This is a genomic window from Microbacterium sp. AK009, assembly GCF_013410955.1.
In the GTDB taxonomy this organism is placed as follows: domain Bacteria; phylum Actinomycetota; class Actinomycetes; order Actinomycetales; family Microbacteriaceae; genus Microbacterium.
Window position 1 is genome coordinate 343,975 of sequence record NZ_JACCCG010000001.1, and the last position, 25,060, is coordinate 369,034.

Annotated in this window: 24 protein-coding genes; 17 read left to right on the forward strand and 7 right to left on the reverse strand. The window is 68.6% G+C overall.

From position 1 onward, the window contains the following. The first annotated feature begins 21 nt into the window (after window positions 1-21). The 7 genes from HDC37_RS01715 to HDC37_RS01745 are packed head-to-tail and all read left to right on the forward strand — an operon-like array spanning window position 22 to window position 7,870. Window positions 22-1,230 carry a dipeptidase gene (locus HDC37_RS01715; RefSeq protein ID WP_179558657.1) on the forward strand — a complete coding sequence of 403 codons (1,209 nt, stop codon included), beginning with the start codon at window positions 22-24 and terminating at the stop codon, window positions 1,228-1,230. Further along, complete coding sequence (locus tag HDC37_RS01720) at window positions 1,227-2,858, forward strand: ABC transporter substrate-binding protein (protein ID WP_308472049.1); 1,632 nt, start codon at window positions 1,227-1,229, stop codon at window positions 2,856-2,858. Before HDC37_RS01715 ends, HDC37_RS01720 begins: the two co-directional genes overlap by 4 nt. Window positions 2,859-2,874: 16 nt before the next feature. After that, window positions 2,875-3,837, forward strand: a complete 963-nt coding sequence (locus tag HDC37_RS01725; protein WP_179558659.1) for an ABC transporter permease — start codon at window positions 2,875-2,877, stop codon at window positions 3,835-3,837. Further along, window positions 3,834-4,736, forward strand: coding sequence for an ABC transporter permease (locus HDC37_RS01730; RefSeq protein ID WP_179558660.1), 903 nt, complete (start codon window positions 3,834-3,836; stop codon window positions 4,734-4,736). The genes HDC37_RS01725 and HDC37_RS01730 overlap by 4 nt, the downstream gene beginning before the upstream one ends. Beyond that, complete coding sequence (locus tag HDC37_RS01735) at window positions 4,726-5,928, forward strand: Xaa-Pro peptidase family protein (protein ID WP_179558661.1); 1,203 nt, start codon at window positions 4,726-4,728, stop codon at window positions 5,926-5,928. The genes HDC37_RS01730 and HDC37_RS01735 overlap by 11 nt, the downstream gene beginning before the upstream one ends. Before the next feature lie 14 nt (window positions 5,929-5,942). Next, on the forward strand, window positions 5,943-6,848 hold the full coding sequence (locus HDC37_RS01740) for an alpha/beta fold hydrolase (RefSeq protein ID WP_179558662.1): 906 nt from the start codon (window positions 5,943-5,945) through the stop codon (window positions 6,846-6,848). Next, complete coding sequence (locus HDC37_RS01745; protein ID WP_308472050.1) at window positions 6,821-7,870, forward strand: Lrp/AsnC family transcriptional regulator; 1,050 nt, start codon at window positions 6,821-6,823, stop codon at window positions 7,868-7,870. Before HDC37_RS01740 ends, HDC37_RS01745 begins: the two co-directional genes overlap by 28 nt. A 170-nt stretch (window positions 7,871-8,040) precedes the next feature. On the opposite strand, the gene HDC37_RS01750 is transcribed toward HDC37_RS01745, so the two are convergent. From HDC37_RS01750 to HDC37_RS01760, 3 genes are all read right to left on the reverse strand, one after another. After that, window positions 8,041-8,940 carry a hypothetical protein gene (locus HDC37_RS01750; RefSeq protein ID WP_179558663.1) on the reverse strand — a complete coding sequence of 300 codons (900 nt, stop codon included), beginning with the start codon at window positions 8,938-8,940 and terminating at the stop codon, window positions 8,041-8,043. An 18-nt stretch (window positions 8,941-8,958) separates the two neighbouring features. Continuing rightward, a complete protein-coding gene (locus tag HDC37_RS01755; protein ID WP_179558664.1) occupies window positions 8,959-10,509 on the reverse strand; it encodes a polysaccharide biosynthesis tyrosine autokinase in 1,551 nt (516 codons plus the stop codon). A 70-nt stretch (window positions 10,510-10,579) separates the two neighbouring features. After that, the gene (locus HDC37_RS01760) at window positions 10,580-11,173 is read right to left on the reverse strand and encodes a low molecular weight phosphatase family protein (RefSeq protein WP_179558665.1); all 594 of its coding nucleotides are present in this window, start codon (window positions 11,171-11,173) and stop codon (window positions 10,580-10,582) included. A 35-nt stretch (window positions 11,174-11,208) separates the two neighbouring features. Between HDC37_RS01760 and HDC37_RS01765 the strand changes: the two genes are divergently transcribed. The 4 genes from HDC37_RS01765 (at window position 11,209) to HDC37_RS01780 (ending at window position 13,842) form a co-directional block, all read left to right on the forward strand. Further along, window positions 11,209-11,961, forward strand: a complete 753-nt coding sequence (locus HDC37_RS01765; RefSeq protein WP_179558666.1) for a CPBP family intramembrane glutamic endopeptidase — start codon at window positions 11,209-11,211, stop codon at window positions 11,959-11,961. 253 nt (window positions 11,962-12,214) lie between these two features. After that, window positions 12,215-12,766: a hypothetical protein gene (locus HDC37_RS01770; RefSeq protein WP_179558667.1), complete on the forward strand. Its 552-nt coding sequence runs from the start codon at window positions 12,215-12,217 to the stop codon at window positions 12,764-12,766. A 106-nt stretch (window positions 12,767-12,872) separates the two neighbouring features. Further along, window positions 12,873-13,619: a CPBP family intramembrane glutamic endopeptidase gene (locus tag HDC37_RS01775; protein ID WP_179558668.1), complete on the forward strand. Its 747-nt coding sequence runs from the start codon at window positions 12,873-12,875 to the stop codon at window positions 13,617-13,619. 70 nt (window positions 13,620-13,689) lie between these two features. Next, on the forward strand, window positions 13,690-13,842 hold the full coding sequence (locus HDC37_RS01780; RefSeq protein WP_179558669.1) for a hypothetical protein: 153 nt from the start codon (window positions 13,690-13,692) through the stop codon (window positions 13,840-13,842). Between the two features lie 69 nt (window positions 13,843-13,911). Here HDC37_RS01780 and HDC37_RS01785 read toward each other — a convergent pair whose 3' ends face one another. From HDC37_RS01785 to HDC37_RS01795, 3 genes are all read right to left on the reverse strand, one after another. Continuing rightward, on the reverse strand, window positions 13,912-15,753 hold the full coding sequence (locus tag HDC37_RS01785; RefSeq protein ID WP_179558670.1) for an alpha/beta fold hydrolase: 1,842 nt from the start codon (window positions 15,751-15,753) through the stop codon (window positions 13,912-13,914). Window positions 15,754-16,241: 488 nt separating this feature from the next. Beyond that, window positions 16,242-16,691, reverse strand: coding sequence for a BLUF domain-containing protein (locus tag HDC37_RS01790; RefSeq protein WP_179558671.1), 450 nt, complete (start codon window positions 16,689-16,691; stop codon window positions 16,242-16,244). Further along, entirely contained in the window at window positions 16,688-16,948 is a 261-nt protein-coding gene (locus HDC37_RS01795) for a hypothetical protein (protein ID WP_179558672.1), read from the reverse strand. The genes HDC37_RS01790 and HDC37_RS01795 overlap by 4 nt, the downstream gene beginning before the upstream one ends. Window positions 16,949-17,109: 161 nt before the next feature. Between HDC37_RS01795 and HDC37_RS01800 the strand changes: the two genes are divergently transcribed. From HDC37_RS01800 to HDC37_RS01825, 6 genes are all read left to right on the forward strand, one after another. After that, window positions 17,110-18,423 (forward strand): polymer-forming cytoskeletal protein, encoded by a 1,314-nt coding sequence (locus HDC37_RS01800; RefSeq protein WP_218869263.1) that lies wholly within the window; start codon window positions 17,110-17,112, stop codon window positions 18,421-18,423. Then, a complete protein-coding gene (locus HDC37_RS01805; protein ID WP_179558673.1) occupies window positions 18,420-20,249 on the forward strand; it encodes an alkyl/aryl-sulfatase in 1,830 nt (609 codons plus the stop codon). Before HDC37_RS01800 ends, HDC37_RS01805 begins: the two co-directional genes overlap by 4 nt. 195 nt (window positions 20,250-20,444) lie before the next feature. Further along, window positions 20,445-20,657: a heavy-metal-associated domain-containing protein gene (locus HDC37_RS01810; protein WP_179558674.1), complete on the forward strand. Its 213-nt coding sequence runs from the start codon at window positions 20,445-20,447 to the stop codon at window positions 20,655-20,657. A 2-nt stretch (window positions 20,658-20,659) separates the two neighbouring features. Beyond that, the gene (locus HDC37_RS01815) at window positions 20,660-21,610 is read left to right on the forward strand and encodes a heavy-metal-associated domain-containing protein (protein ID WP_179558675.1); all 951 of its coding nucleotides are present in this window, start codon (window positions 20,660-20,662) and stop codon (window positions 21,608-21,610) included. Next, the gene (locus tag HDC37_RS01820; RefSeq protein ID WP_179558676.1) at window positions 21,607-23,904 is read left to right on the forward strand and encodes a cation-translocating P-type ATPase; all 2,298 of its coding nucleotides are present in this window, start codon (window positions 21,607-21,609) and stop codon (window positions 23,902-23,904) included. Before HDC37_RS01815 ends, HDC37_RS01820 begins: the two co-directional genes overlap by 4 nt. Then, the gene (locus tag HDC37_RS01825) at window positions 23,901-24,236 is read left to right on the forward strand and encodes a metal-sensitive transcriptional regulator (RefSeq protein WP_179558677.1); all 336 of its coding nucleotides are present in this window, start codon (window positions 23,901-23,903) and stop codon (window positions 24,234-24,236) included. Before HDC37_RS01820 ends, HDC37_RS01825 begins: the two co-directional genes overlap by 4 nt. A gap of 109 nt (window positions 24,237-24,345) precedes the next feature. On the opposite strand, the gene HDC37_RS01830 is transcribed toward HDC37_RS01825, so the two are convergent. Next, window positions 24,346-25,044 (reverse strand): response regulator transcription factor, encoded by a 699-nt coding sequence (locus HDC37_RS01830; protein WP_179559083.1) that lies wholly within the window; start codon window positions 25,042-25,044, stop codon window positions 24,346-24,348. Window positions 25,045-25,060: the final 16 nt, after the last annotated feature.

Here is a 25,060-nt window from a genome sequence, read left to right on the forward strand (position 1 = left end):
CCGTCACACGAAGGAGGAAACGTGCTCGAACCAGCAGAGCGCTACACCGGCTACAAGGCCTACGAGTATCTGGAGGCGGGAGTCGACTACCGCGACTTCGGTTACGCCCGGCAGATCGGACGAGTGCCCGAGTACGCAGGTCTCGAGCTGACCTCCACTCAGGCCGAGCGCGCCGAGCGCCTGCAACGCGACGAGGTCGTCATCTCATTGCATGAGCACGTGCAGGTTTTCCCCGAGAACATGGATCACCTCAAGGACCACATCCGCCAGGGCCGCGAACCCACGGGCTACGAGGGTCTGGCGCGATCGGGCCTTACCGCGGTGTTCGACAACGGCATGGACGGCACCTGCTGCATCTCCAGCGACGCCGGATGGAAGTACCAGGATGTGCTGTTCGACCTCGGCGTGCGGATGGCCGACCTCGCCCACCAGGACTACCTCATCAAGGGTGAGACGCTCAAAGACATCCGCTACGCCCACGAAACCGGCCGGATCGCCCACATCTTCGCGCTAGAAGCGGCGACCATGATCGAGAACGAGGTCGATCGGCTCGACGTGCTCTACGGGTTCGGCGTGCGTCAGATGGGCATCGCCTACTCCGAGGCCAACACGCTCGGCAGCGGCCTGAAGGAGCGCGGCGACGGGGGGCTGACCTACTTCGGCGAGCGCGCCGTTCAGCGCATGAACAAGCTCGGCATCGCCATCGACATCTCGCACTCCGGCGACCGGACCTGTGTCGACGTGATCAAAGCCTCCACCAAGCCGGTCTTCATCACCCACGCCGGCGCCCGCACCGTGTGGCCGACCAACCGCATGAAGACCGACGAGACCATCGTCGAATGCGCCCGTCGCGGCGGGGTGATCGGCATCGAGGCCGCTCCTCACACGACGCTATCGCCGAAGCATCCTCTCCACTCCCTCGAGTCGGTCATGGACCACTTCGTCTACTGCGCCGAGCTCGTGGGGATCGAGCACGTGAGCTTCGGCCCCGACACTCTCTTCGGCGACCACGTCGGACTGCACCATGCCTTCGCCGCCCAGCTCTCGCTCGGCCAGGCGCACGGGCAGGTTGAGTTCGATGAGGTTCCCTACGTCGACGGTGTCGAGAACCCCGCCGAGGCGATGGGCAACATCATCGGCTGGCTGGTCAAGCACGACTACTCCGACGACGAGATCCGCGCCGTCGTCGGAGGGAACACCATGCGGGTACTCGAGGAGGTATGGGTGTGACCACACACAAGACACGCGTCGCCATCGGCGCCATCGCGGCCGCGGCGGCACTCGCGCTCACCGCTTGCGCCCCGCAGGCGCCCGAGCCCGCAGCAAGCGGAGACGCGTCGAGCGGGGGAAGCAGTGACACGCTCACCATCGCGACGACGACAGACGTGGTGAACTACAACCCGCTGATCGGTAACAGTCGCAGCGACTACTGGGTGACGAACCTGATGTACCCGCACCTGTTGAGCATCGGCGACGACGGTTCGAAGTCCGCCGAGCTGGCCGTCGACTGGGGGTACGTCGACGACACCACCGGCTTCTACGAGATCCGCGACGACATGACCTGGAGCGACGGCGAGCCGCTGACCGCCGAAGACGTCGCGTACACGATGAACGCGGTGAAGCAGGATGCCCCGGCCGGCACGTTCTACGGCCAAATGGCGAACTTCGAGTCGGCCGAAGCCGTCTCGGATACGCGCGTGGAGATCACCCTCACCCAGCCAGACTCGTCGATTGTCGAAGAAATCGGGTTCTGGGGCAACGTGGTGCCGCAGCATGTGTTCGAGCCCGCAGGGTCTGTCGCCGAATTCGCAAACGACGGCGGCGAGGACGGCTGGGTCAGCGCCGGGCCTTACCGCCTGACGAACGTGCAGGTGGGCCAGTCGTACACGCTCGAAAGGGTCGAGAACTACCCTCTCGTCGAGGGTGGGACGCCCGGGCCCGAGTCGGTCATCTACCGCGTCTTCCCCGACGTGAACACCGAGATCCTGGCGCTGCAGAGCGGCGAGGTCGACGTGATCGCGAATTCGCTCCCCCCGGCGCAGGTCGAGCAGCTGCGCAACACCGAGGGCATCGAGGTCGCCGAGGTCACCGGTCTCGGCTACGCCCACATGACCTACAACATGCAGAACCCGGATCTGGCCAAGACCGAGGTACGCCGGGCGCTCGCGCATGCGGCCGACTACGAAGCCATTCGTAACGTGGTTCTGCAAGGTCAGGCGGTCTCGACCGGCTCGAGCCCGCTCATGCCGGTGCTGTCGAAGTACTACGACGACTCGATCACCGAGTACGAGTACGACCCCGAGCTCTCTCGGCAGCTGATGGAAGATGCCGGCTACACGGCCGACGCCAGTGGCATGTTCCCGGTGAGCTTCCGCCTCATCTACTCGCTGCAAGACCCGGTCACCAGCCAGTGGGCCCAGCTCGTCAAAGACGGCGCCGCCGAGGCCGGGATCGCGATCGAGCTGCAGGGCACTGAGCGCAACACCTACCTGGCGATGACGAACGAGGGTGACTACGACATCTATGCCGGCAACTTCGCCATCATGGATGACCCGGTCACGAACTTCGCACTGTCGTACCTTCCCGGTGGGGCGATCAACTACACCTACGTCGATGACCCCGCGCTGAACGACCTCATCCTTCAGGCGTCGGCCACTTTCGACGAGGAGGAGAAGATCGCCATCATGCGCGAGGCGGCACAGCTGGTGCACGAGGAGGTCTACGACAACGTGATGTACACGCAGAACCTCTTCGTTGCGCACAGCTCCGACTGGGCCGGCTTCATCTCCAAGCCCAGCGAGCTGCTCTCGATCGTGAACCCCATCTCGATCGCCAGCGCCTACAAGGTCACCGAGTAGGCGAGAAGGGCCGCCCATGTCCTACGCTCTGTTCGTTCTCCGCCGGGTCGGCAGGGGAGTGTTCACGATCCTCTTCGCAGTGACCGTGACCTTCCTCCTGCTGCGACTGCTTCCCGGAGATCCTGCGCTCGCCATCGCGAGCCCGAACATGACCGATGAGACACGGGCGGCCCTTCTCACCCAGTACGGACTCGATCAGCCCCTGATCGTCCAGTATCTGCTGTACCTCGGGCAGATGGTGCAGGGAAACCTCGGCACGAGCTTCACCCAGTCGATCCCCGTCGTTGATGTGCTCATGCAGCGGCTGCCGTGGACCCTGCTGCTGACGCTCTCGGCGCTGCTGCTGACGATCGTCATCGGCATTCCGCTCGGGGTGATTGCGGCGTCGCACAAGAACCGCTTCCTCGACCGCATGGTGCAGGTCTTCGGCGTCACCGGCCAGTCGCTCTTCGTCCCCTCCGTCGGCATCGTCCTGCTTTTCGTCTTCGGCCTGAACCTCCGATGGTTCCCGATCGGCGGCGCGTACGACGACGGGGTGTACGGGCTGGAATGGTACGGCTCGGTACTCTCGCACCTCGTTCTCCCAGTGGTCTCGCTCACCCTCATCCAACTCGGGTCTTATGTCCTGACGATGCGGGCGACGCTCATCGAGGCCCTTGGTGAGGACTACATCACCCTTGCCAAAGCGAAGGGCGTGCCGCCCCGCACCATCCTCTGGAAGCATGCGGTCCGCAACGCGATGCTGCCCGCGACAACGCTGATCGGCCTCCAGCTCGGCTTCCTCGTCGGCGGCGCGGTCCTCACCGAGACCGTCTTCGCCTACCCCGGTATCGGCCGTGGCATCTACGAGGCGGTGACTCAGCTCGACTTCCCCGTGCTGCAGGGTGCCTTCCTGCTTCTCGCGGTGACGGTCGTTGTCGCCAACCTCATCACCGACCTCGCCTACGGCTTCCTCGACCCGAGAGTGAAGACAGCATGACCGCTCCGCTGCCCGAAACCGAAGTCGCCCCCGTCGTCGTCGACCCGGCCGGCGACGACGGCAAGCGCGCGAGCAGACAGACCTGGCGCGCCTTCCGCCGTCAGCCGCTGGGGATGGTCTCTCTCGTCATCCTCGCCGCGCTCATCCTCATCGCCGCGGGGGCTCCGCTTCTCGCGCCCTACCCGGCCAGCTACGGCCCCGACGTGCTGCAACCACCGAGTGGTGCGCACTGGTTCGGTACCGACGCCCTGGGCCGAGATGTCTACGCCGAGGTGATCTGGGGCACCCAGCAATCGGTGCTCGTCGCCCTCGCCGCCTCGGCCATCGCGATCGTGTTCGGCACGATCATCGCCGTCGTCGGTGCGTACTGGCGTCGCATCGACGCGATCGTCAGCGTGCTGGTCGACCTGACGCTGTCCCTTCCCGTCCTCCCCCTGATGATCCTCGTCGCCGCCCTCGTCGGACCGTCGACATCGACCCTCATCCTGGTCGTCGCCGCGTTCTCGTGGCCGGAGGTGACCCGTTTGGTGCGCTCGCAGGCGCTCGCCGTCGTGCAGTTGCCCTTCATCGACGCGGCGCGTCTTATGACGCGCAATTCGGTCTGGATTCTCGGGCGACACGTGCTCCCCGCCGTCACCCCCGTCGTCGTCGTCTCGGTGGTCGTCACCGCGTCGCGCGCGGTGCTGTCGGCGGCCGGGTTGTCGTTCCTCGGTCTCGGAGACCCGACGACGTGGTCGTGGGGTCGCATCCTCTACGAAGCGCAACAGTCGGGGGCCATGGTGAGCGCCTGGTGGCTGACGCTGTTCCCCTCTGTCGCCATCCTCGCCCTGGTGCTCTCCGCCACCCTCCTCTCCATCGCCTACAACGACGCAAGAAATCCGAGGAGCCATGAACGCTGACATCCCGCGCGACGACGCGCGTTTCACCCAGCGCCTCGGCGCCGATGTCTACGACCGCATCCAGGCGCGCGTGCGCGACCGTCTCCATGCTGCCGAGCTCGCCGGTCTCATCACTGACGACCCCGAAGACGTCGCCTACCTGACCGGCTTCTTCCACCATCCGGGCGAGCGTCCCGTCGCTGTGTACCTCGATGACGATCGGGCTGTGCTTCTCGTGCCCAATCTGGAACGGCAACACGCCGAGGAGCAGCGGGCGCACGCCGACCTGGTCGATTTCGCCGAGTACCCCGGCATCGAGAATCCGTTCGCGCCGCTTGCGCGCACGATCGGCGGCGCTCCGAAGCGCCTCGGCATCACCACCCTGATGACACAGCATCGGCTACGGATGCTCCAGGCCGCTCTTCCGGACACGATGTTCGAACCCACCGAGCTCGTGACTCAGGCCCGGTATGTGAAGCTCCCCGAGGAGATAGCTCTGCACCGCGAGGCGGCGCGAATCACTGATCACATGCTGCACGCGGGCGTACAGCTCGTCGCAGAGGCCATCGGCGCGGGCGCCGCGCTTCCGAGCGAGGCCGAGCTCGCGGCCCACGTCGGCCGTGATGGGCTGGGGCGGATGTATCGCGAGCACGACGACGTCGTGGTGGTGTCGTTCATGGCTGGGGGGCTGGTGTACGCGGGCCCGAACTCGGCGGTACCGCACGGCCTCCCCTCATCGAACCGGCTGCGACCGGGAGATACGTTCATGCTTTCGCTCGGCGCCGCTGTGGGGGGAAGGTTCGTCGAGGGTGAGCGCACTTTCGTGCTAGGAGGACCCACGGCCGACCAGCGCCGCTATCACGACGTGGTGCGTGACGCCCAGGCCGCCGGCTCGCGGGCGATCGCGCCGGGTGTGCGGTGCGCCGACAGCAACCGGATCTGCCTCGACGTCATCCGCGACGCAGGTCTCGGCCCACACCTGCGACACCGACAGGGGCACGGTATCGGGCTCGGCATGCACGAGCCGCCCTGGTTGGAGGACGGCGACCCGACCGAACTGGCGGAGGGGATGATCGTCTCGAACGAGCCGGGAATCTACATCCCCGGCCACGCCGGATACCGCATCAGCGACAGCATGCTCGTCACCGCAGGTGGCGCCGAGCCACTCACCGCCTTCCCCCGATCGCTCGACGACTGCGTCATCCCGCTCTGAACGAAAGGACCCCCATGGCCGAGGAAACCGTGTCACCCGAGTTCGCTCGTGCGACCAGCACGGCTGAGCGCGTGCGCATCAACGACAACGAACTCGCCGTCGAAGTGCTCGGACCCGAGGGCGCGCCGGTCATCATCGCCCATCATGGTGCGCCCGGACTGGGGTCCCGCGCCGAACCACGGGCGAGCTTCGGTCGACTCTCCGACGAGTACCGGGTGGTCGTGTTCGACGCTCGAGGGAGCGGCGAGAGCGAAGGGTCGGGTGAGTTCAGCCACGAGCAGTGGGCCGCCGACATCGACGGTCTGCGGAAGTGGATCGGCGCTGAGCGCATCATCATGGCCGGCGGATCGTACGGCGGCTTCATGGCCATGGAGTACGCCATCCGTTACCCCGAGCGCGTCGCTGCGCTCGTGCTCCGTGACACCGCGGCCGACAATTCCCATGCCGCGCTCGCGCGGGAGAACGCCCTTGCGAGCGACCGGGTCGACATCGACATGGAGAAGTTCGATCGCATCGACGAGGGGCGGGTTCGCGACGACGACGATCTTCGCGACTGCTGGCGGGAGATCCTCCCGCTCTACGACTTCACCTACGACCCCGAGGCGACTGAGCGCAAGGTGCAGGCCACCCCGTATCGCTACGAAGCGCACAACTACGCCTTCTCGAAGAACCTCCCGAACTACGACCTCACCCCATCTCTGCCGTCGATTCAGGCGCCCACCCTCCTCACGGTCGGTCGCACCGACTGGATCACGCCGGTATCGTGCAGTGAAACGATCGCGGGGTTGATCCCCGACGCTCGGCTGGAGATCTTCGAACGGTCGGGCCACTCTCCTCAGATCGAGCAGGCGGAAGAATGGACGGCAGTGGTACGGGGATTCCTCCACGACGTGTGCCCGCCGACGACGTCCCCGCGCTGATGGTGAGTTCGGCCCTCGACCGACTGACCGAGCTCGACAAGCGCATCGTCGTCGCCCTGCAGCGCGACGGACGGGCGAGCTGGCGGACCATCGCCGACCGCATCGGGGCTCCGGTCTCGACGGTGTCACGACGAGGTCAACAGCTGCTGATCGACGGCGTGGTGAAGGTCGCCGCGGTTCCATCGCTCGACGCCGACGGACCGCACGCGCAGTTTCTCGTGCGGGTCAACTGCCGCCCCGGCACCCACATGGCGGTGGCCGAGGCGCTGGTGCGCAACCCCTTCGTGCGGTTCTGCACCGTCGTGACCGGCAGTTTCGACATCATCGCCGAATTGGTCGTGCGCGGCCCGGCGACCCGCTACCCGCAGGTGGTGCTCGACCTGCAACCCATCGACGGCGTCGAACGATGGCGAAGCGACCTCATCATGCACGTGTACAAGGTCAGCTACGACTGGGGGCGCCAACTCTTCGCGGACCTGATCGATGACTCCGCGCCAGACGCCGCCGGGGCCGAGGACTGCGAACCCGACCATCTCGACGACATCGACCGGCGCATCCTCGCGGTGTTGAAAGAGGATGCGCGGATGCCGTTCCAGCGTGTCGCCGACGAGCTCGACCTCAACGAATCGAGCGTGCGGCGGCGCTACGACCGGATGCGCGCGAACCGCTGTGTCGACATCGTCACCCTCGTCCAGTCGGCGGCCCTCGGCATGGAAGCCGAAACCTTCCTCACCGTCACGGTCGAACCCTCCCGCATGGAGGAGGTCGCCCGCGCGCTGGCGGACTACCCCTTCGTGCGCTACCTCGCGGCAACTCTCGATCAGAACTCGCTGCTGTGCGAGGTGATCACGACGTCCGTCGACGAGCTGTACCGGTTCGTCACCGACTCGCTTGCCCATCTCGAGGGGGTCCAGGGGTGGACGGCGAACATGGAGCTGCTCTTTCTCAAACGCGGGTTCATCGAGACGCCTTGGTGGCGCGCTCAGGCTCAGGATCCCGCGGTGGCGTCGCAGCCTGGCTGACCGCCTCGAGCACGGCACGGGTCCGCGGATGTATGGCACACGGACGCGGGCCCACCCACGCTCCAGGGGCCCGGCTTGGGCGCTTGAGAAGGTTGCAGTCACCGCACCGCCGACCTCGACGTGCTCTCGAAGCGCTACTGGGTTCGCCGGGGCCGGTCATTCGTTTGATGTCAGACAAGGCCCTCGAGGGTGACGAGGACCTCTCCTGACCACAGCAGCACATCGCCGTTGAGCGTGGTGACGGCGGTGGGTGCAGCGGGGTCGGTACCGGCCGCGCAGCCGAGGGGCTGAAAGCCCGTCGGGTTGCCTGCGGCGACTCGGCTGACGGCGGTGCCATCGCACGCGGCGTCGGCGTGCGCAAGGAGCACATCGGACCCGACGAATGTCAGAGCGGCGACGCCGGTGGGGGCGAGGGCTGTCCATTCTGCGCCGGTACCTACCCACGCGAATCCGTCGCAGATGAGCGCCGCGGTGTCACCGCTCGTGCGCAGGCCGGTCGGCGCGGGGCAGGGGGCAGGGACAGGTTCGCCAGGGAAGACGACGACGCTCGGGTCTGCGGCGTCGAGGTAGCGCGAGGCAGCGAGCACCTCAGGGTAGGGCTCCCAGAATTCGCCGTCGGTGTAGGTGCGAAGTGCCTGCACCTCGCAGGCCGGCCCCACGGCGGCGACGATCTCGGCGTCGACAGCGGTGAATGCGCTCATCGTCATGATCTGGCCGATGCCGAGGTAGCGCGGAGTCACGTCGGTCCAGGTTGCGCCCCCGTCATCCGACCTTTCGATCAGGGGTTCGATGCCACCGCATCCGCCCGCGCTCCCGCGCCACCACACGGCACTACCAGTGGTGAGGAATCGTTCGTCGGCGCGGCTGGCCGCCGGTGCCGGGCTCGGCGCCACAAGAGTCGGCGTCGGTGTCGGCGTGGTCACTCCGAGCGTGAAAGAGGGCACGGGATTCGGCTGGGCGGCGGTCTCACCGCGTGAGCGTTGCAGCGCGAGCATGGCCAGCACCACGACGATGATCGTGAGCGCGGCAACGCCGGCGACCGCTACCCAGCGGGCGCCGGCGAGGTTCACCGAGCGTGGAGACAAGTGTCAGCGCTGTGTCGGTTGCCCGACATCCGCGGGTCTGCGGGCCGTGGAGTCGGCGCCCGCCGGACGATCACCTCGCTGTGGTGTCGTGGGCGCGGGAGCCGGGACGGGAGCTGCAGCGAGGGGAGCTCCGCGGCGGCGACCGGCGCCCTTGTCCGCCTTGGCGCGACGGCCCTTCGTCGGCTGCTCCTGGAAGTAGCCGTACCCGTACCCGTATCCGGCGCCGTAGGCGTAGTACGCGTCGGGGCCCTTCGTCGGGACCATCGTCATGACCAGGCCCGCGATTTTGGCGCCCACGGTCTGCAGAGCATCCAGCGCGCCACTCAGCTGATGACGGTTCGTCTGACCGGAAGCGACGATCAGGATCGCTCCGCTCGTCGCCTTGGCAAGAATTGCGGCATCGGTGACAGGGAGAAGCGGCGGAGCGTCGCACAGGACGACGTCGAAGTCACGCTCGAGCACCTCGAGAAGGGTGTGCATCTGCGCCGACCCGAGCAGCTCGCTGGGGTTCGGCGGCACCTTGCCTGCAGGGAGGACGTAAAGGCTCCGCTGACCCCACGGGAGCATGACGTCACCGACGCGGGCACGGTTGATGAGCACGTCAGTGAGGCCGGCGCCGCCCTCGATACCCAGGTACTCGGCCACTTTCGGCTTGCGGAGGTCGGTGTCGATGAGTGCGACGCGCTTACCCGCATCCGCCAGGGCGATGGCGAGGTTGATGGTTGTCGTCGACTTGCCTTCGCTGGGAACGCTCGAGGTGATGACGAAGCTGGATCGCCCCTCCATGTCGAGGAACTGCAGGTTGGTACGCAGCGCGCGGAACGACTCCGCTCGCGGACTCAACGGGTCTGCGTGAACGATCAGCGGGCGTTCCTTGACCTTCGAGTCGAACGGAATCGCGCCGATCATCGGGCGGTCAGTGACCTGCTCGACATCGCGCGGTGACCGGATACGCGTGTCCAATACCGATCGGAGAACGGCTGCACCGACGCCGAGGGCGAGACCTACCAGTGCGCCGAGCGCGAGATTCAGTGGCACGTTCGGGCTCGACGGTGCGAGCGGCGGCAGGGCGTCCTTCACCCGCGTCAAGCGGACCGGGCTCACGTCGGAGTCGTTCGGAGTCTCGATCTCCTCCACCGCAGCAGTGAGGCTTGCGGCCAAGGCATTCGCGATATCGGCTGCGAGGATCGGGTCGGGATCGGTGACGGTGATGGTGATCAACGTCGTGTTGAGCGCGGACGACGCTTCGACCTTCGCGTCAAGTTGAGCCGCGGTGATGCCGAGGTCGAGTTCTGCAATCACGGGGTTCATGACGATCGGGGTCGATACCAGGTTGGAGTACGTCGTCACACGGTCCTGCGTGAAGACGTTGCCCTGCTGCAGTTCCTGAATCGACGTGCCGCTCTGGCTGGACACGAAGACCGTGCTTTGGGTCTCGTATTGCGGGGTTCGCGTCAGCGAGTAGGTGGCGGCGACACCGATGCCCAAGAGCGTCGCGACCACGATGATCAGCCAGTTTTTCCGCAGAATGCGGATGTAGTCGATGAGCTCCATGGTGCCTCTCGTGTCCCGAACTTGCGGACCATCCTGCCATGGCGGTGTTTCGGGGGAGTGACCAGTCGCGTCAGGTGAGGGCGAGCCTGAGCGCGCGAACCGTCGACGTGACCGCGGGTTCGAGCTGGGATGCCGACAGCTCGTAGGTCCGACGGGACCGGCCGTACGGGTCGATGACATCATCGTCTGTGGGGTCTTCAGGCGGAAAGACGAGGCCGCGCTGCGATGCGACCGCGGCGGTGACCGCGCGGACGCGCGCTGACGGATCATCACCGCCGGTATCCGCCGCCATCATCAGCTGGTGGTCGGTCAGCGAGGCGGCGAGGCGCGCGAACTCTCGGATCGCGAACGTCGAGCGCATCCGCGACGGGGCCAGTTCGACGACCTCGCGGCGGTGGTCCCGCGTCATCGCGAGGATGAGGTCGGGCGAAGACAGGTGGTTCTCGTTCAGGAAGCGAGCCTGGTGCGTCGCGGTCTCGGTGGCGGGGATCCCCAGCGCGGCAGCCAGCTCGAGCGTCTCGGGCGTCATCGGTGCACCGGTCATACCGCGAGTGCCGGCTGAGCTCACCCGGGCATCCAGGGGTGCCAGGCGGGTCCGCAGGAGGTACGCCGCGAGGGGTGACCGGCAGATGTTGCCCGTGCACACAGTGAGGATCTCGAACACCGGGTTACCTTTCCCCCTCGGGGTAACGTGAGCGAGTGCTCGATCACTCTAGCGACGTCGACACCGCGGTTTCGCGGCGGACGCGGCGACCGAGGACCGACTGGCGACTGGGCGGCAGCACCGTCCGCGCGTGGCGCGAGTGGCTGCTTGCGGCCGCGCTCGTCGCACTCGGAATCGGCGTGCTGGTCGGCGCACTTATCGAATGGGCGTGGGACGCGTCGGTCGCACCCCTGATCGCAACCGGCGTGGTCGGTCTGGCGATGCTCGCCGTCGTCGTGCTCGCCTTCAGCCGTTCGCGTCCGGTCGGGCTGCTTCGCCTACGACCACTCGACTTGCTGTGGGGAATCGGGCTCGGCGTCGCGGTCCGCATCGCCCAGGGGTTCGCGGCCGGCCCCGCTCCTTTGCCGTCCACGACGACGATCGACGGTGCGCCCGCGTCGGAGTGGTGGACCGTCGACCTGATCGGGGCCGTCGTCTTCGCACCCGTCGTCGAGGAACTCTTCTTCCGAGGCGTATTGCTCGTTGCCGTGTTCACGATCCTGCGGCGACCGCTCGGACACCTGGCGGCGGGAATCGCCGCGTCGCTGGTGTCGACAGGGCTGTTCGTCCTGCTGCACGCTCTCCCCGGACCAGCCCAGGGGACGGATGTCGTCGGACTGACGTTGCTCAGTTTGGTCGCCTCCGGGGTGGTGCTCCTCACCGGCCGGATTTGGGGCGCTATCGTGCTTCACGCGGTGTACAACACGTCGTTCGTCGTGCTCACGGTCGCGGGGACGGTTCTCGCGTAACTCTTCTTCAGAAAAGTTGCCGGCGCAGAAAACCCCGGAATTACGCGGGTTTTCGGCCTCGATGTCCCCCGAATGGCGGACACGGCGGCGCCAAAACGTTACCTGCTGGAAACGAATCCGGTTGTGGAAACCACTTGCTTGCCCCTTAGCATTGGGGTGCACGGCGGCTCAGCTAGCACACAGCTAGTTCTCATGTCGCTCTCATCTCGCAATTCCATATCCACGCCTAGGACCTTGTGGGGGGTACCAGCGCATGATCAAAAAGACTCTTACCGGCATCGGTATTGCCGGCCTTCTCGTTCTCGGAAGCTCGGCTGCGGCGATGGCCGACGGCTACGCATCCGATGTCGAGACGACTGCAGGCGACGTGACCCTGACTCCTGGTCAGGCCACCGTCATCACGGCTCAGAATGTTGACGGAACCGTCACGTTCTCGACCAGCGGCGCGGGCGTCAGCGAGAACACGCTGACCTCGATTGCTTTCGCTGCCGTCGTGACCAGTGACGACGCCATCAAGCAGGCCGACGAGAACCGCACCGCCCAGGCGACCTTCACTGCGCCGACCGCGGGAGGTACGTACCGGATCGACATCACCGACGGTGACGGCGACACTGACAGCATCACCGTGACCGTTGCCTCTGCCAGCAGCGGTGGCGCCGGTGGTACCGGCGGCACGCTGCCCGCGACCGGTTCGGACGCCGTTCCGGCCGCCGCCATCTGGCTCGGTGCGGGCGCCGTCGGCCTCGGTGGCATCGCCATCACCGCCGCTGTGGCTCGTCGCCGCGCTGCTGCCAACGCCGAGTAAGGCTCGCGGCCTCAGCGCAACACACCACACAGCGACCCCGGGCAATTGCCCGGGGTCGCTGTCGTTGCGTCGTGCGAAGGCGGGCATTGCGGATAGCATTTTCTCCATGTCATCCGTCCCGGGCGTCACCCCGGGGCAGCCGTATCTCTTCACCCGGTCGTACCACCAGCCCTGGCGGGCGCTCCTCGTCGCCGCCGGCGGGTTCGGGGCTGCGGCTCTCCTTCTCTTCGTCGTCGATGCGACCGGGCCCATGTGGGCGGGGATGCCCGCGTGGCTCGCGGCGGTTGCGTCGATCTTCGCTGCCAATGCGCCCCTGGTGGTCGCGATCGTCGCTGCCGCCGCATTCACGTCGATCGTGGGCTTCGCGCGGGCCACCGGCGTCCGGCACTGGGTCTGGACCGACCTCTTGTATGGGCTCTTCGTCGCAATCGTCGCGCGCGCAATCGTCGAACTCTTCGCGCCGACGCTCGGCGGGTTCGGCGGACCCCTCGGCGGAGCACTGTCGAGCGATGCGACGCTCGCGCTCGCGGTCGCCGCGTCAGCCGCGGTGATCATCTCGCCCATCGTGGAGGAGTTGTACTTCCGCGGACTGATGGTGCGCGCGCTGCTCGACGCACTCGCGGACGCGGGGCGAGTGGGGGCGTCGATCGTCGCAGTCACGACGTCGACCGCTGCCTTCGTGCTTCTGCACGTCGTCGCGGCAGGGGTGCTCGTGCCGGTCGGACTGATCGTCGGGTCGCTCGTGGTCGGCGTCGGGTGTGGCGTGCTAACTGTTGTCACCGGGCGGCTGTGGGCGGCGATCGTCGCGCACGTGCTGTACAACGCCTCGGGGTTGGCGCTGCTGCTCTGGTGAGGCTGCGTTTCGGCGCGCTGCGCTCGCTCAACGACCACAGGTAGGTGGCGAGAGAGAGGCCGAGCACGAGGTGGCGCTGCCGCCGGGCGAGTGGGTCGACGCGTTCCGCGGCGAGCGGGTGTCGGGCGGGGTCGTTCTGCGGCGGAGCGTCGAGCACGAGGTGGTGCCGGTGTACGTGCGCACCGAGGCGTGGGAGGAGATGCGGGCGGTCTTCGGGCGGTGACGAAGCGACGCGGCCCGGGCCGGACGCCGAAGCGTCGAGCCCGGGCCGCAGTGGCACCCGAGGGGGAGGTCAGACGAACACGAGCGAGTTCGACACCGAGATGAGGGTGACGACTGCCGCGTTCACGAAGCCACCGATGTACGGGTTGTTCGTCGCGCGGTAGATCTTCCGGCTGATCACCGCCGCCACCGCGAGGATCAGGATGACGGGGAACAGCCAGATGCTGAAAATGCCTCCGAAGCCCGGGATCGTCTCGCCGGTGATGAAGAACGTCGTGTACTGCAGCACCACGAGGATGATCGGGCCGAGGGCGTTGAACACGGCCAGCACGAGGGTGTTCAGCCACTCCTTGCCCGCCAGCGTGAAGCGGTTGAACCCGTTGATCGCGACCGAGTTGGCGAAGAAGTACACCAGGAACAGCGGCAGCACGAGGAGCGCGAACCAGATCTTGTCGGGCGTGAATACCTTCACCGCGACCACCCAGAGGCGGAAGTCGGTCGTGAAGAAGTAGTCCAGCACGAACACGATGAGGAACGCGGCCACCACCGTGACGAGCGCCAGCGCGATGCCCTGGAAGAACCGACCCCAGCCGGGCAGTACGCCCGACGCGCGGAGGTCTTGGCCGCTCTCGCGCCCGAAGACCAGGTACGACACCACCATGATGACGATGGCCGCGAGACCGTTGATCGCCGCCCAGATGCCGATGAACCACGGCACGCCGGGTGCGATGAGGTTGGTGACACCGAACGCGATGCCGCCGGCCCACGGTGCTTGGCTGAGCAGCACGTAGCTGACCGCCGAGATGCCGACCGAGAGCGCGAGTCCGCCCCAGAACCAGGCGAGGCCCTTGCGGGTCGGTGCAGCGGCGGGCAGGGTCTCGCTTACACGGAGCCGGGCGAACGCGGGAACGGTGAGCATGGCGCGGGTGAAGGCGACGAGGAAGATGCCGAAACCGACGAGGCCGATCGTGGTGAAGACCTCCTTGATCTGCCAGATCTGGTTGCTCGCGGGGATCGGGTTCGGAGCGCCCAGCGATTCCTCGAAGAAGTCGACGAGGTGGCCGACGGCGGCGCTCGAGATCGTCGACCACGGGTGCGTCTGCGGCAGCGAGTAGATGACGCGCATCGCCTCTTCGCCGTCGACGTTCTCGGTGTAGACCTCGAAGCCGTCCCGCTCCTCGGCCTCGGCCGGGTCGGCACCGAACGACAGGAACGACTGCGCGTTCGGGGTGGAGAGGAACTCGCGCGGCGGGGTCAAGGCGTTGCCCTCGGCGTCGTAGCTGCGGAAGAAGAACTCGTCGTACTGCGCCTGCACGATGCCGGTGTCGCGGGAGCCGTAGACGTTGGTGTACGCGCCCTCTTCATCGGTGTAGACCGCGTCGTTGTCGACCAGCAGCACCGAGGCGATCAGCGGGGTGTCAGCCTCGTTGTCGAGCGCGACGGAGAAATTCGCGGCGCGGGCGCCGTTGGAGTGCCCCGAGACGCCGATGCGCTCGGTGTCGACATAGGGCAGGTCGGCGAGGAGCTTCACGGTGTCGTGCATTCCGGTGCCGCCGACCGCCTCCTCACCCGCCGGCAGCGGGTCTGAGTCGCCGTGGCCGTACATGTCGATCGAGACGACGACATATCCGCGACGAGCGAGCTCGACGTAGTTCGCCGTCTGCATCTCGCGGTTGTTCCACCAGCCGTGGCTGACGACGATCGCGGGGCGTGGGTCGTCGGCCGAGGCCGCCACTGGCTTGAACAGCAGCGCATTCATCTCGCGGCCCGAGGCCGCCTCCCATTGCATGTCCTTCACCTCGACGTTGCCGCCGGCGGTCTGCACCAGCGACGCACCCACAGCAGACACGAGCATGAGAACGAGCGAGAACACCAGCCAGAAGCTGTTGCGCCGCAGAAGTCGTTGCCTCATTGAATCCTGAACTCCCTTGTCGGATCCCTGGAACCGTTTCCAGAGCCGTCGAGAACCCTATCCATTCGCTGAGAGCGTGAAAGCACATTCCGCCGCAGCTGGACGAATGTGCACAGATGTGCGCTCGCTGCGGAGGACGGCGCGCCGAAAGAGGTGCGCATCCGTGCAGAAGACGCGGCGTGGCGCGGAGCGATGCGCGCTCGGCCGGTCGATGATCAACAGAACAGGTGCCGTGCCCCGCTGTGGGACGGGTCACGGCACCTGCGACTCTGGGGGTCGGCGATCGGCGTCGCGTTCTGGGTCGCGACGAGTGCCGGCCAGCCGACCGAGCGAGGTTTTCGGCCGCAGGTGTTCGGGTGACCTGCGGTTCCTGGGTAGAGCCTGCGTACCGCCGGGCTCTCAGTACTGACGCTACTTCATAGGCGCCGGAACGGATGGGCTCAGGGCGAGATGAGGGTGATTGCGGGGCGAATTTTCGGGATTGGCCCCTACGTGCGGGCGCTGCGGGCCTTGACCCACAGGCCGATGTCGTGGACGGCGCGGGCGGCGCTGCCCGGGCTCTCCGCAGCATCCAGATCGTCGAAAGAGTCGCGGAAGCCTCGCGGCAGCGCGCGCTGCGGCGTCGCGACAGGACGGAACTCCATGGTCCAGTCGCCGAACTGGCGCTCGTCGATCGGCTCGTCGAGCACGATGCGGATGTCGTCGTGACGCGGGTCTGCGGTGATGGTGGCCACCAGGCTCTCCACGGAGTCGCGCGGGCCTTCGAGCACCTGCACGAACCGGCCGTCGCGGTAGAGCAGCACGCCCGTCACGCCCGACTGGGCGTTGTTCTCACGGCTCTCGGTGAGGATGTCACGGAGGGCGTCGTCGCCGACGTCCGTCCGGGCGCGGCTGACGTAGACGACCGACACGAGCTCGTCGCCGGTGGTGATGCTCATGCCATTGCCTCCCGGTCGTGGTGGGCGAGCAGCAGGGCCATCGCCTGCCGGCGGTCGGGCGCCTCGCCGACCTGGCGGGAGCGGCCGTTGAAGACGCGATAGGTGCCGTCGGCCTCGCGGTCGAGGTAGCCGAGGAAGACGCCGTCGCGGTTGGCGACGTAGAAGCCGTCTTCGACGCGCGACCACAGCACGCCGTACGAGGAGGGTGTTGCGGCGTCGGCGCCGCTGAGCGGATCGGGGGCCAGTGATGAAGCCATTGCTTCATTCTGCGTGGGGGTGCGCGGCGGGAGGAGGAGGTTGCGTCGGGGCGAAGAGTATGTCAGTGGATGAGTCGGGGCGGGGTGCTGCGTGCGCGGCGGGGCGGGGCGGCGGGACGTTCGACCCGCACCCGGCCCGCGGACGCGACGACCGTGGGCGTATGACCGATACGCAGCCTGTTCCTCGCGCGCGAACGCCGTGGCGACGCGTCGCGCGGCCGTTCCTCGCGGTGACGGTGACGACCGTCATCCTGCTCCTCGGCACCGGCGGTGCCGCCCTCGTCACGCCGTCGAATGACGGGGAGGGGCCGCAGTTCTACTCCGGCGTCGCCGTGGATGTCTCGGGCGACGTCGACGGCGACGTGTACGCCGCAGGCCAGAGCGTCACCGTCAGCGGAGACGTCACCGGCGACATCATCGCCGCCGCGCAGACCATCACGATCAGCGGGACGGTCGACGGGAACATCCGTCTCGCCGGGCAAGCGGTGACCATCAGCGGCGTGGTGACGCGAAGCGCCACCGTGTTCGCCCAGACCCTGATCATCGACGAGGATGCGCTCATCGACGCTGACGTCGTCGGGGCGACCGGGGCGACGAGCGTCTCCGGCGACGTCGGTCGAGACGTCTACCTCATCACCGAACGGCTGCGGGTCGACGGGTCGATCGGCGGCGACCTCACCTACGTGAGCGGCGACGAGGCGCGGATCGCCGACGGCGCCGTGGCAGGGTCGGTCGAGCGGATCGAACCGCCCGAGACGCCCCGCATGGAGGTCTCGCCCTGGGCGGTGTTCGTCGGCTGGCTGCTGGGCGTGCTGTTCGCGCTGGTGTCGCTCAGCCTCATCACGCTCGCGGCAGGGCTGCTCATTCCGCGGTGGCTCGACCGCGTCACCGATCAGCTCATCCCCTCGCCGTGGAAGGCGCTGCTGGTCGGCTTCATCGGCGCGATCGCCGTGCCGCCCGCACTGCTCGTGCTCGCCGTGACCGTGGTCGGCTTCCCGCTCGCGCTCGCCGGGCTGCTGGTGTGGACCCTGATGGTGCTGGCGACCTTCGTCTACAGCGCGCACTACCTCGGGCGGCTCATCTTCCGCGACCGCGTGCCACCGGTCGTGTCGGCGCTCGTCGGCGGGGTGATCCTCATCATCGCCCTGCAGATCCCGTGGCTGAACATCCTGGTGTGGCTGGCGATGGTGCTGTTCGGGCTCGGAGCGCAGCTGCTCGACGTGCATCGGCAGCGGCCGTGGCACGTGGAGCGAAGGGCGCGGGATGCCGCGGGGCCGACCGTCGTGCCGGGCGCGGCGGTGCCGGGCGCGGCGGTGCCGGGCGCGGCGGTGCCTGCGGGGGCGGCGGTGCCTGCCGCGGCGCCGCCTGCGGTGACGCCGACGCCACCCGCCACGCCACCCACGCCGCCCGCGCCGCCCCCGACCGCGCCGCCGGCGGCACCCCCGCGGCCGTCCGACCCGGCGGTCGGGCCGTGATCGCGCGCGACGGACGCGACGCCGACGGGCAGGACGCCGCCGACGCCGACCGCGGGTTCCTCGCCGCGCTCGTACCCGGCGAGGTCGTGGACGCGGCGGGCGCAGTGGTGTGGGATGCCGACGCCTACGCGTTTCTCGATGACGAGGCGCCGGCCACGGTGCATCCGAGTCTCTGGCGGCAATCGCAGCTCGTCGCCCGCCAGGGGGTCTACGAAGTCGTCGACGGGATCTACCAGGTGCGAGGCCTCGACCTGTCGAACATCACCTTCGTCGAGGGCGAGCGCGGGGTGATCGTCATCGATCCGCTCCTCTCGACCGAGACCGCCGCGGCCGCCCTCGGGCTGTACCGCTCGGTGCGGGGCGAGCGCCCCGTGACCGCGGTGATCTACACGCACAGCCACGTCGACCACTTCGGCGGGGTGAAGGGCGTCACCACGCAGGCTGAGGTCGACGCGGGGGAGGTGCCGGTGCTCGCACCGGACGGTTTCCTCGAGCACGCGATCTCGGAGAACCTCTACGCCGGCACGGCGATGACCCGCCGCGCGGCGTACATGTACGGCGCGGTGCTCGTGAAGGGTCCGCGGGGGAGCGTGGGCGCGGGGCTCGGGCAGACGACCTCGACCGGGACGGTGACGCTCATCCCGCCCACCGACCTCATCACCCGCACCGGGGAGGAGCGCACGATCGACGGGGTGCGGATGGTGTTCCAGCTCGCACCCGGATCGGAAGCGCCGGCCGAGATGCACTTCTTCTTCCCCGACCGCCGCGCGCTCTGCGCCGCCGAGAACGCCACGCACACCCTGCACAACGTGCTGACGATCCGCGGGGCGCTCGTCCGCGACGCGCGCGCGTGGGCCGGGTACCTCACCGAGGCGATCGACCTCTTCGGCGACGACCTCGAGGTGGTGTTCGCCTCGCACCACTGGCCGACCTGGGGGCGCGAGCGCGCCCTGCGGTACCTCGGCGAGCAGCGCGACCTGTACGCCTACCTGCACGACCAGACCCTGCGGCTGCTGAACCGCGGGCTCACCGGGATCGAGATCGCCGAGCAGTTCCGCCTCCCACCGGCGCTCGAGCGTGCGTGGCACGCACGCGGGTACTACGGATCGGTCAGCCACAACGTCAAAGCGATCTACCAGCGGTACATGGGGTGGTACGACGGGAACCCGGCGCGACTGTGGCGGCACCCGCCGGAGGCGGAGGCCGAGCGGTACGTCGACGCGATGGGCGGTGTCGACGCGGTCGTCGGTCGGGCGCGCAGCGCCGCCGCGGCGGGGGACCTGAGGTGGGCTGCGCAGCTGCTCGATCATGCCGTGTTCGCCGACCCGGGTCATCCGGATGCCCGCGCCCTTCTCGCGGACGTTCTCGAACAGCTCGGATTCGGCAGCGAGAACGGCACGTGGCGGAACGCCTACCTGATGGGCGCGGCTGAGCTGCGGGCCGGGAGCCGGGGGACGCCGGTGACGATCTCGGGCGATGTGCTCGGCGCGCTCGCGCCCCGGCAGTTCCTCGACGCGCTCGCGGTGCAGGTCGACGGCCCTTCCGCGTGGGAGCTCGACCTCGCGATCCGGTGGCGCTTCCCCGACCACGGCGAGACGTACCGGGCGACGCTGCGGAACGGCGTGTTCACCGCGGTGCGCGACGGGCGCGGGGAGTGCGCGGTGACGATCTCGGCGCCGCGGGCCGCGCTCGCGCCGCTCGCGGCAGGGGATGTCGCGGGTGCGCGCCGCGCGGGAGTCTCCGTCACCGGTGATGAAGCGCTGCTGATCACGCTGCTCGGCGTGCTCGATCAAGGGGACCCCGACTTCAGCATCGTGGTGCCGTGAGGTGAGGCGCGGCCCTCCCGCCGAGAAACCACATCTTCACCGACACACCACGTCGTGGATGGTGTGCGGGCGGGGGTGTGGTTTCTCGGGGCGGGGCGGGGCCGGGGGCGGTGGAAACGACGCGGCCCTGGGGTATACGTCCAGGGGGTATGCTCGAGGTCGAGGGATACCCCCTAGACGTATCGAGGAGCAGCCATGAGCACCACCACCGAGTACGCCGTCACCGGCATGACCTGCGGCCACTGCGAGATGTCGGTCCGCGAAGAGGTCAGCGAGATCGCCGGCCTCACGGTCGTCGACGTCTCGGCCCAGACCGGGAAGCTCGTCGTCTCGGCTGAGGACGCCATCGACGACGCCGCCGTCGTCGCCGCGGTCGAAGAGGCCGGTTACCAGGCGGCTCGCGTCTGACGATGAACGCCCCGGCTCGGCTCGGTCTCTACGCGGGAGCGCTCGCGCTGGTGTTCGGCGCGTCGTTCGGCGTTGCGGCGCTCGTCGTGCCCGACGCGTCGTCGTCGGCGGCCTCGGAAGAGATCGAGGCCGCCGACGCGCACGCCGAGACACCGCATTCGTCACCAGCCACCCCGTCAGGGCCGGTGGCTGGTCACGATGACGGTGGGTCGGCGCACGAGGAGTCGGGGAGCACTGACGCCAGGGAGGCCGCGGGCGCCGTCACCGGCGCCACCGCCAGCGACCGGGGGTACACCCTCTCCCGGGTCGAGGCTCCGAATGAGGTCGGCGAAGCCGGCATCCTGTCCTTCGAGATCACCGGACCGGACGGCGACGTCGTCACCGCGTACGACGTCGCCCACGAGAAGGAGCTGCACCTCATCGTGGTGCGCACCGACGGCGCCGGGTTCCGACACGAGCACCCGACGCGGGGCGCGGACGGCCGCTGGACGATCCCCTGGACCTGGGATGCCGCGGGCGGCTACCGCGTCTACGCCGACCTCGTGCCGAGCGAGCTCGGCGAAGGCCTCACCCTCACCCGGTCGCTGCTGGTGGAGGGCGGTGTCGAGGCATCCGCTCCTTCGACAGGGATGACGGCGGCCGCCGGCGCGTACGAGGTGACCATGACCGGCGACCTCGCTGCCGGTGCATCATCGATCCTCGGATTCGCGGTGACGCGCGACGGCGAGCCGGTCGAACTCGAGCCGTATCTCGGCGCCGACGGTCACCTCGTGGCGCTGCGTGAAGGCGACCTCGCCTACCTGCACGTCCACCCCGAGCATGTCGACGGCCACGAGCCCGGCGCCGTGTCGTTCGCCGCCGAAGCGCCGAGCGCGGGCGCGTACCTGCTGTACCTCGACGTCCAGATCGACGGAGAGGTGCACACCGCCACCTTCCGCGTGGAGGCCTCATGACCACCCTGCATCCCGCGCCCACCGACCGCGTCGAGCTCGAGATCGGTGGCATGACCTGCGCATCGTGCGCCAACCGCATCGAGCGGAAGCTCAACAAGCTCGAGGGCGTCACGGCGAGCGTCAACTACGCCACCGAGAAGGCGCACGTCGAGGTGCCCGCGGGCACCGACCCCGCCACCCTCATCGCCGAGGTCGAGAAGACCGGCTATACCGCCGCACTCCCCGCCCCGCCCGAGCCCGACCCCGCGGCTCCGTCGGGCGAGGGTCGCGACGACCCCGAACTCCGGTCGCTGCGGCAGAGACTGATCGGCAGCGTCATCCTCGGCGTTCCCGTCATTCTCATCTCGATGATCCCCGCGCTGCAGTTCACCTACTGGCAGTGGGCGGCGCTCGCCCTCGCCGGGCCCGTCGTGGTGTGGGCGGCGTGGCCGTTCCACCGCGCCGCCGGGCTGAACCTGCGCCACGGCGCCGCCACCATGGACACGCTGATCTCGGTCGGCGTGTCAGCGGCGTTCCTGTGGTCGCTCTGGGCGCTGTTCTTCGGCACCGCCGGCGAGCCCGGAATGATCCACCCCTTCACGCTCGCGATCGCGCCGAGCGACGGGTCGGCCAACATCTACCTCGAAGTCGCCGCGGGCGTGACGATGTTCGTCCTCGCCGGTCGCTACTTCGAGAAGCGCGCGAAGCGCCGGGCGGGTGCGGCGATGCGGGCCCTGCTCGACATGGGGGCGAAGGATGTCGCGGTGCGCCGCTCCGCCGGCGAGGTGCGCGTGCCGATCGGCGACCTGCGCGTCGGCGACGACTTCGTCGTGCGCCCCGGGGAGAAGATCGCCACCGACGGCGTGATCGTCGAAGGGCGAAGCGCCGTCGACGCCTCGATGCTCACCGGCGAATCGGTGCCCGTCGAGGTGACGGTGGGCGACACCGTCGTCGGCGCGACGGTCAACGCCGGCGGACGCCTGGTCGTCCGCGCCACCCGCATCGGCGCCGACACGCAGCTCGCGCAGATGGCGCGGCTGGTCGAAGAGGCTCAGTCGGGCAAGGCCGAGGTGCAGCGCCTGGCCGACCGGATCTCGGGCGTCTTCGTGCCCGTCGTCATCGCGATCGCAGTCGGCGTGCTGGGCGCGTGGCTCGGCGCCGGCTTCGGGCCGGAGGCCGCCTTCACCGCGGCCGTCGCCGTGCTGATCATCGCCTGCCCGTGCGCGCTCGGGCTCGCCACCCCGACCGCGCTGCTCGTCGGCACCGGGCGCGGCGCGCAGCTGGGCATCCTCATCAAGGGCCCGGAGGTTCTCGAGCAGACCCGCCGCGTCGACACGATCGTGCTCGACAAGACCGGCACCGTGACGAGCGGACGGATGACGCTCACCGGCGTCGTCGCTTATGACCCGGCCGTGTCGGAGGGCGAGCTGCTGCGCCTCGCGGGCGCTGTCGAGGATGCGTCGGAGCACCCGATCGCGCGGGCGATCGCTTCCGGTGCCCGCGAACGGTTCGGCGACCTGCCGGTCGTCGAGTCGTTCCAGAATCTCGAGGGGCGCGGCGTGCAGGGCGTCGTCGACGGGCACCTCGTCGTCGTCGGGCGGGCGTCGCTGCTGGCGGAGTGGGCGGTGCCCGTCGACGAGACGCTCGCCGCGGCCGTCCGCGAGGCCGAGGGCGGGGGAGCGACCGCGGTGATCGTGGGGTGGGATGGGGCGGCACGCGGCATCCTCACCGTCTCCGATCAGGTGAAGCCGACGAGCGCCGAAGCGGTGGCCGCGTTCCGCCGACTCGGGCTCACGCCGGTGCTGCTCACGGGTGACAACGAGACCGTCGCGCGGCGCGTGGCGGCCGAGGTCGGCATCGACGAGGTGATCGCCGAGGTGCTGCCCGCCGAGAAAGTCGAAGTGGTGAAGCGCCTGCAGGACGAGGGGCGGGTCGTGGCGATGGTGGGCGACGGCGTGAACGACGCCGCCGCTCTCGCGCAGGCCGACCTGGGCCTGGCGATGGGAACAGGGACGGATGTCGCGATCGAAGCCTCCGACCTGACCCTCGTCTCGGGTGGTCTGCGGGCCGCGGCCGACGCGATCCGCCTGTCGCGGCGGACCCTCGGAGTCATCAAGGGCAACCTCTTCTGGGCGTTCGCGTACAACGTCGCGGCGATCCCGCTCGCGGCGCTCGGGCTGCTGAACCCGATGCTCGCCGGGGCGGCGATGGCATTCTCGAGCGTGTTCGTGGTGAGCAACAGCCTGCGGCTGCGGGGATTCCGGTCGGCGTTCCGCGGCAGCCGTCATCAGCAATCGGGGAAGGACCTCTCATGACCGGATCGTCTGCGAGCCACAATCACGGGACGGATGACACGCACGCCGGCCCCCACGGATACATCAGCGACAAGCAGCGCTACCTCAACCGCCTGCGGCGGGTGGAGGGGCAGGTGCGGGGGATCCAGCGGATGGTGGAGGAGGAGCAGTACTGCATCGACATCCTCACCCAGATCTCGGCGCTGAGCTCGGCGCTGGAGAACGTCGCGCTGGGGCTGCTCGACGATCACCTGAAGCACTGCGTCGTCGACGCGGCGACCCGCGGGGGTGACGAGGCGGCGGTGAAGCTCAAGGAGGCGTCCGACGCCATCGCGCGGCTCGTGAAGGCCTGACGCGCGCGTTTCGTCTCGCTGCGCTCGCTCAACGACCGCTGCTGCACCCCGGTCGTTGAGCGAGGGAGCGCAGCGACCGAGACGAAACGCGTACGCGCGGTCGCCCGCCTCACGCAGGGTTCGGCGGACGACCCTGCGGACGTAGCAGCCCGTGCTCGTAGGCGTAGATCACGAGGTGCACCCGGTCGCGGGCGCCGAGCTTCGTCAGCAGCCGGCCGACGTGTGTCTTCACCGTCGACTCGGCCACGAACTGGCGCTTGGCGATCTCGGCGTTGCTGAGTCCCTCGCCGATCGCCGTCAGCACCTCGAGCTCGCGAGGCGTCAACGACGCCGCTTCGCCCGACAGCTGCGCCTGCTGCGCCGGCACCTCCCGCCCGAACAGCTCGATCATGCGGCGAGTGATGCGGGGCGCAAGAGCGGCATCCCCGGCGTGCACCGCGCGGATCGCGGCGAGGAGGTCTGCGGGGCGGGCGTCCTTCAGCATGAACCCGCTGGCCCCGGCGCGGATCGCCGCGAAGGCGTGCTCGTCGAGGTCGAAAGTGGTGAGGATCAGCACGCGCGGCGGGTGGGGGCCGGCCACGATCGCCGCGGTTGCGGCGATGCCGTCCATCCGTGGCATCCGCACATCCATCAGGACGATGTCGACGGCGCGCGCGCGTGTCAGCTCGATCGCCTCGTGACCGTCGGATGCCTCGCCGACGACGTCGATGTCGGGCTCCGCCTCGAGCACCATGCGCAGGCCCGCACGCACGAGCGCCTGATCGTCGACGATCGCCATCCGGACCGGGTCGCTCGCAGTGACGGTCATCGTGTCGCTCCTCGTC

Coding starts and splice junctions, on each gene's coding strand:
- HDC37_RS01725 (WP_179558659.1), top strand. CDS start 2,875: ATGTCCTACGCTCTGTTCGTTCTCCGCCGGGTCGGCAGGGGAGTGTTC.
- HDC37_RS01730 (WP_179558660.1), top strand. CDS start 3,834: ATGACCGCTCCGCTGCCCGAAACCGAAGTCGCCCCCGTCGTCGTCGAC.
- HDC37_RS01735 (WP_179558661.1), top strand. CDS start 4,726: ATGAACGCTGACATCCCGCGCGACGACGCGCGTTTCACCCAGCGCCTC.
- HDC37_RS01740 (WP_179558662.1), top strand. CDS start 5,943: ATGGCCGAGGAAACCGTGTCACCCGAGTTCGCTCGTGCGACCAGCACG.
- HDC37_RS01755 (WP_179558664.1), bottom strand. CDS start 10,509: ATGGAGCTCATCGACTACATCCGCATTCTGCGGAAAAACTGGCTGATC.
- HDC37_RS01770 (WP_179558667.1), top strand. CDS start 12,215: ATGATCAAAAAGACTCTTACCGGCATCGGTATTGCCGGCCTTCTCGTT.
- HDC37_RS01775 (WP_179558668.1), top strand. CDS start 12,873: ATGTCATCCGTCCCGGGCGTCACCCCGGGGCAGCCGTATCTCTTCACC.
- HDC37_RS01785 (WP_179558670.1), bottom strand. CDS start 15,753: ATGAGGCAACGACTTCTGCGGCGCAACAGCTTCTGGCTGGTGTTCTCG.
- HDC37_RS01790 (WP_179558671.1), bottom strand. CDS start 16,691: ATGAGCATCACCACCGGCGACGAGCTCGTGTCGGTCGTCTACGTCAGC.
- HDC37_RS01795 (WP_179558672.1), bottom strand. CDS start 16,948: ATGGCTTCATCACTGGCCCCCGATCCGCTCAGCGGCGCCGACGCCGCA.
- HDC37_RS01800 (WP_218869263.1), top strand. CDS start 17,110: ATGACCGATACGCAGCCTGTTCCTCGCGCGCGAACGCCGTGGCGACGC.
- HDC37_RS01810 (WP_179558674.1), top strand. CDS start 20,445: ATGAGCACCACCACCGAGTACGCCGTCACCGGCATGACCTGCGGCCAC.
- HDC37_RS01815 (WP_179558675.1), top strand. CDS start 20,660: ATGAACGCCCCGGCTCGGCTCGGTCTCTACGCGGGAGCGCTCGCGCTG.
- HDC37_RS01820 (WP_179558676.1), top strand. CDS start 21,607: ATGACCACCCTGCATCCCGCGCCCACCGACCGCGTCGAGCTCGAGATC.
- HDC37_RS01825 (WP_179558677.1), top strand. CDS start 23,901: ATGACCGGATCGTCTGCGAGCCACAATCACGGGACGGATGACACGCAC.
- HDC37_RS01830 (WP_179559083.1), bottom strand. CDS start 25,044: ATGACCGTCACTGCGAGCGACCCGGTCCGGATGGCGATCGTCGACGAT.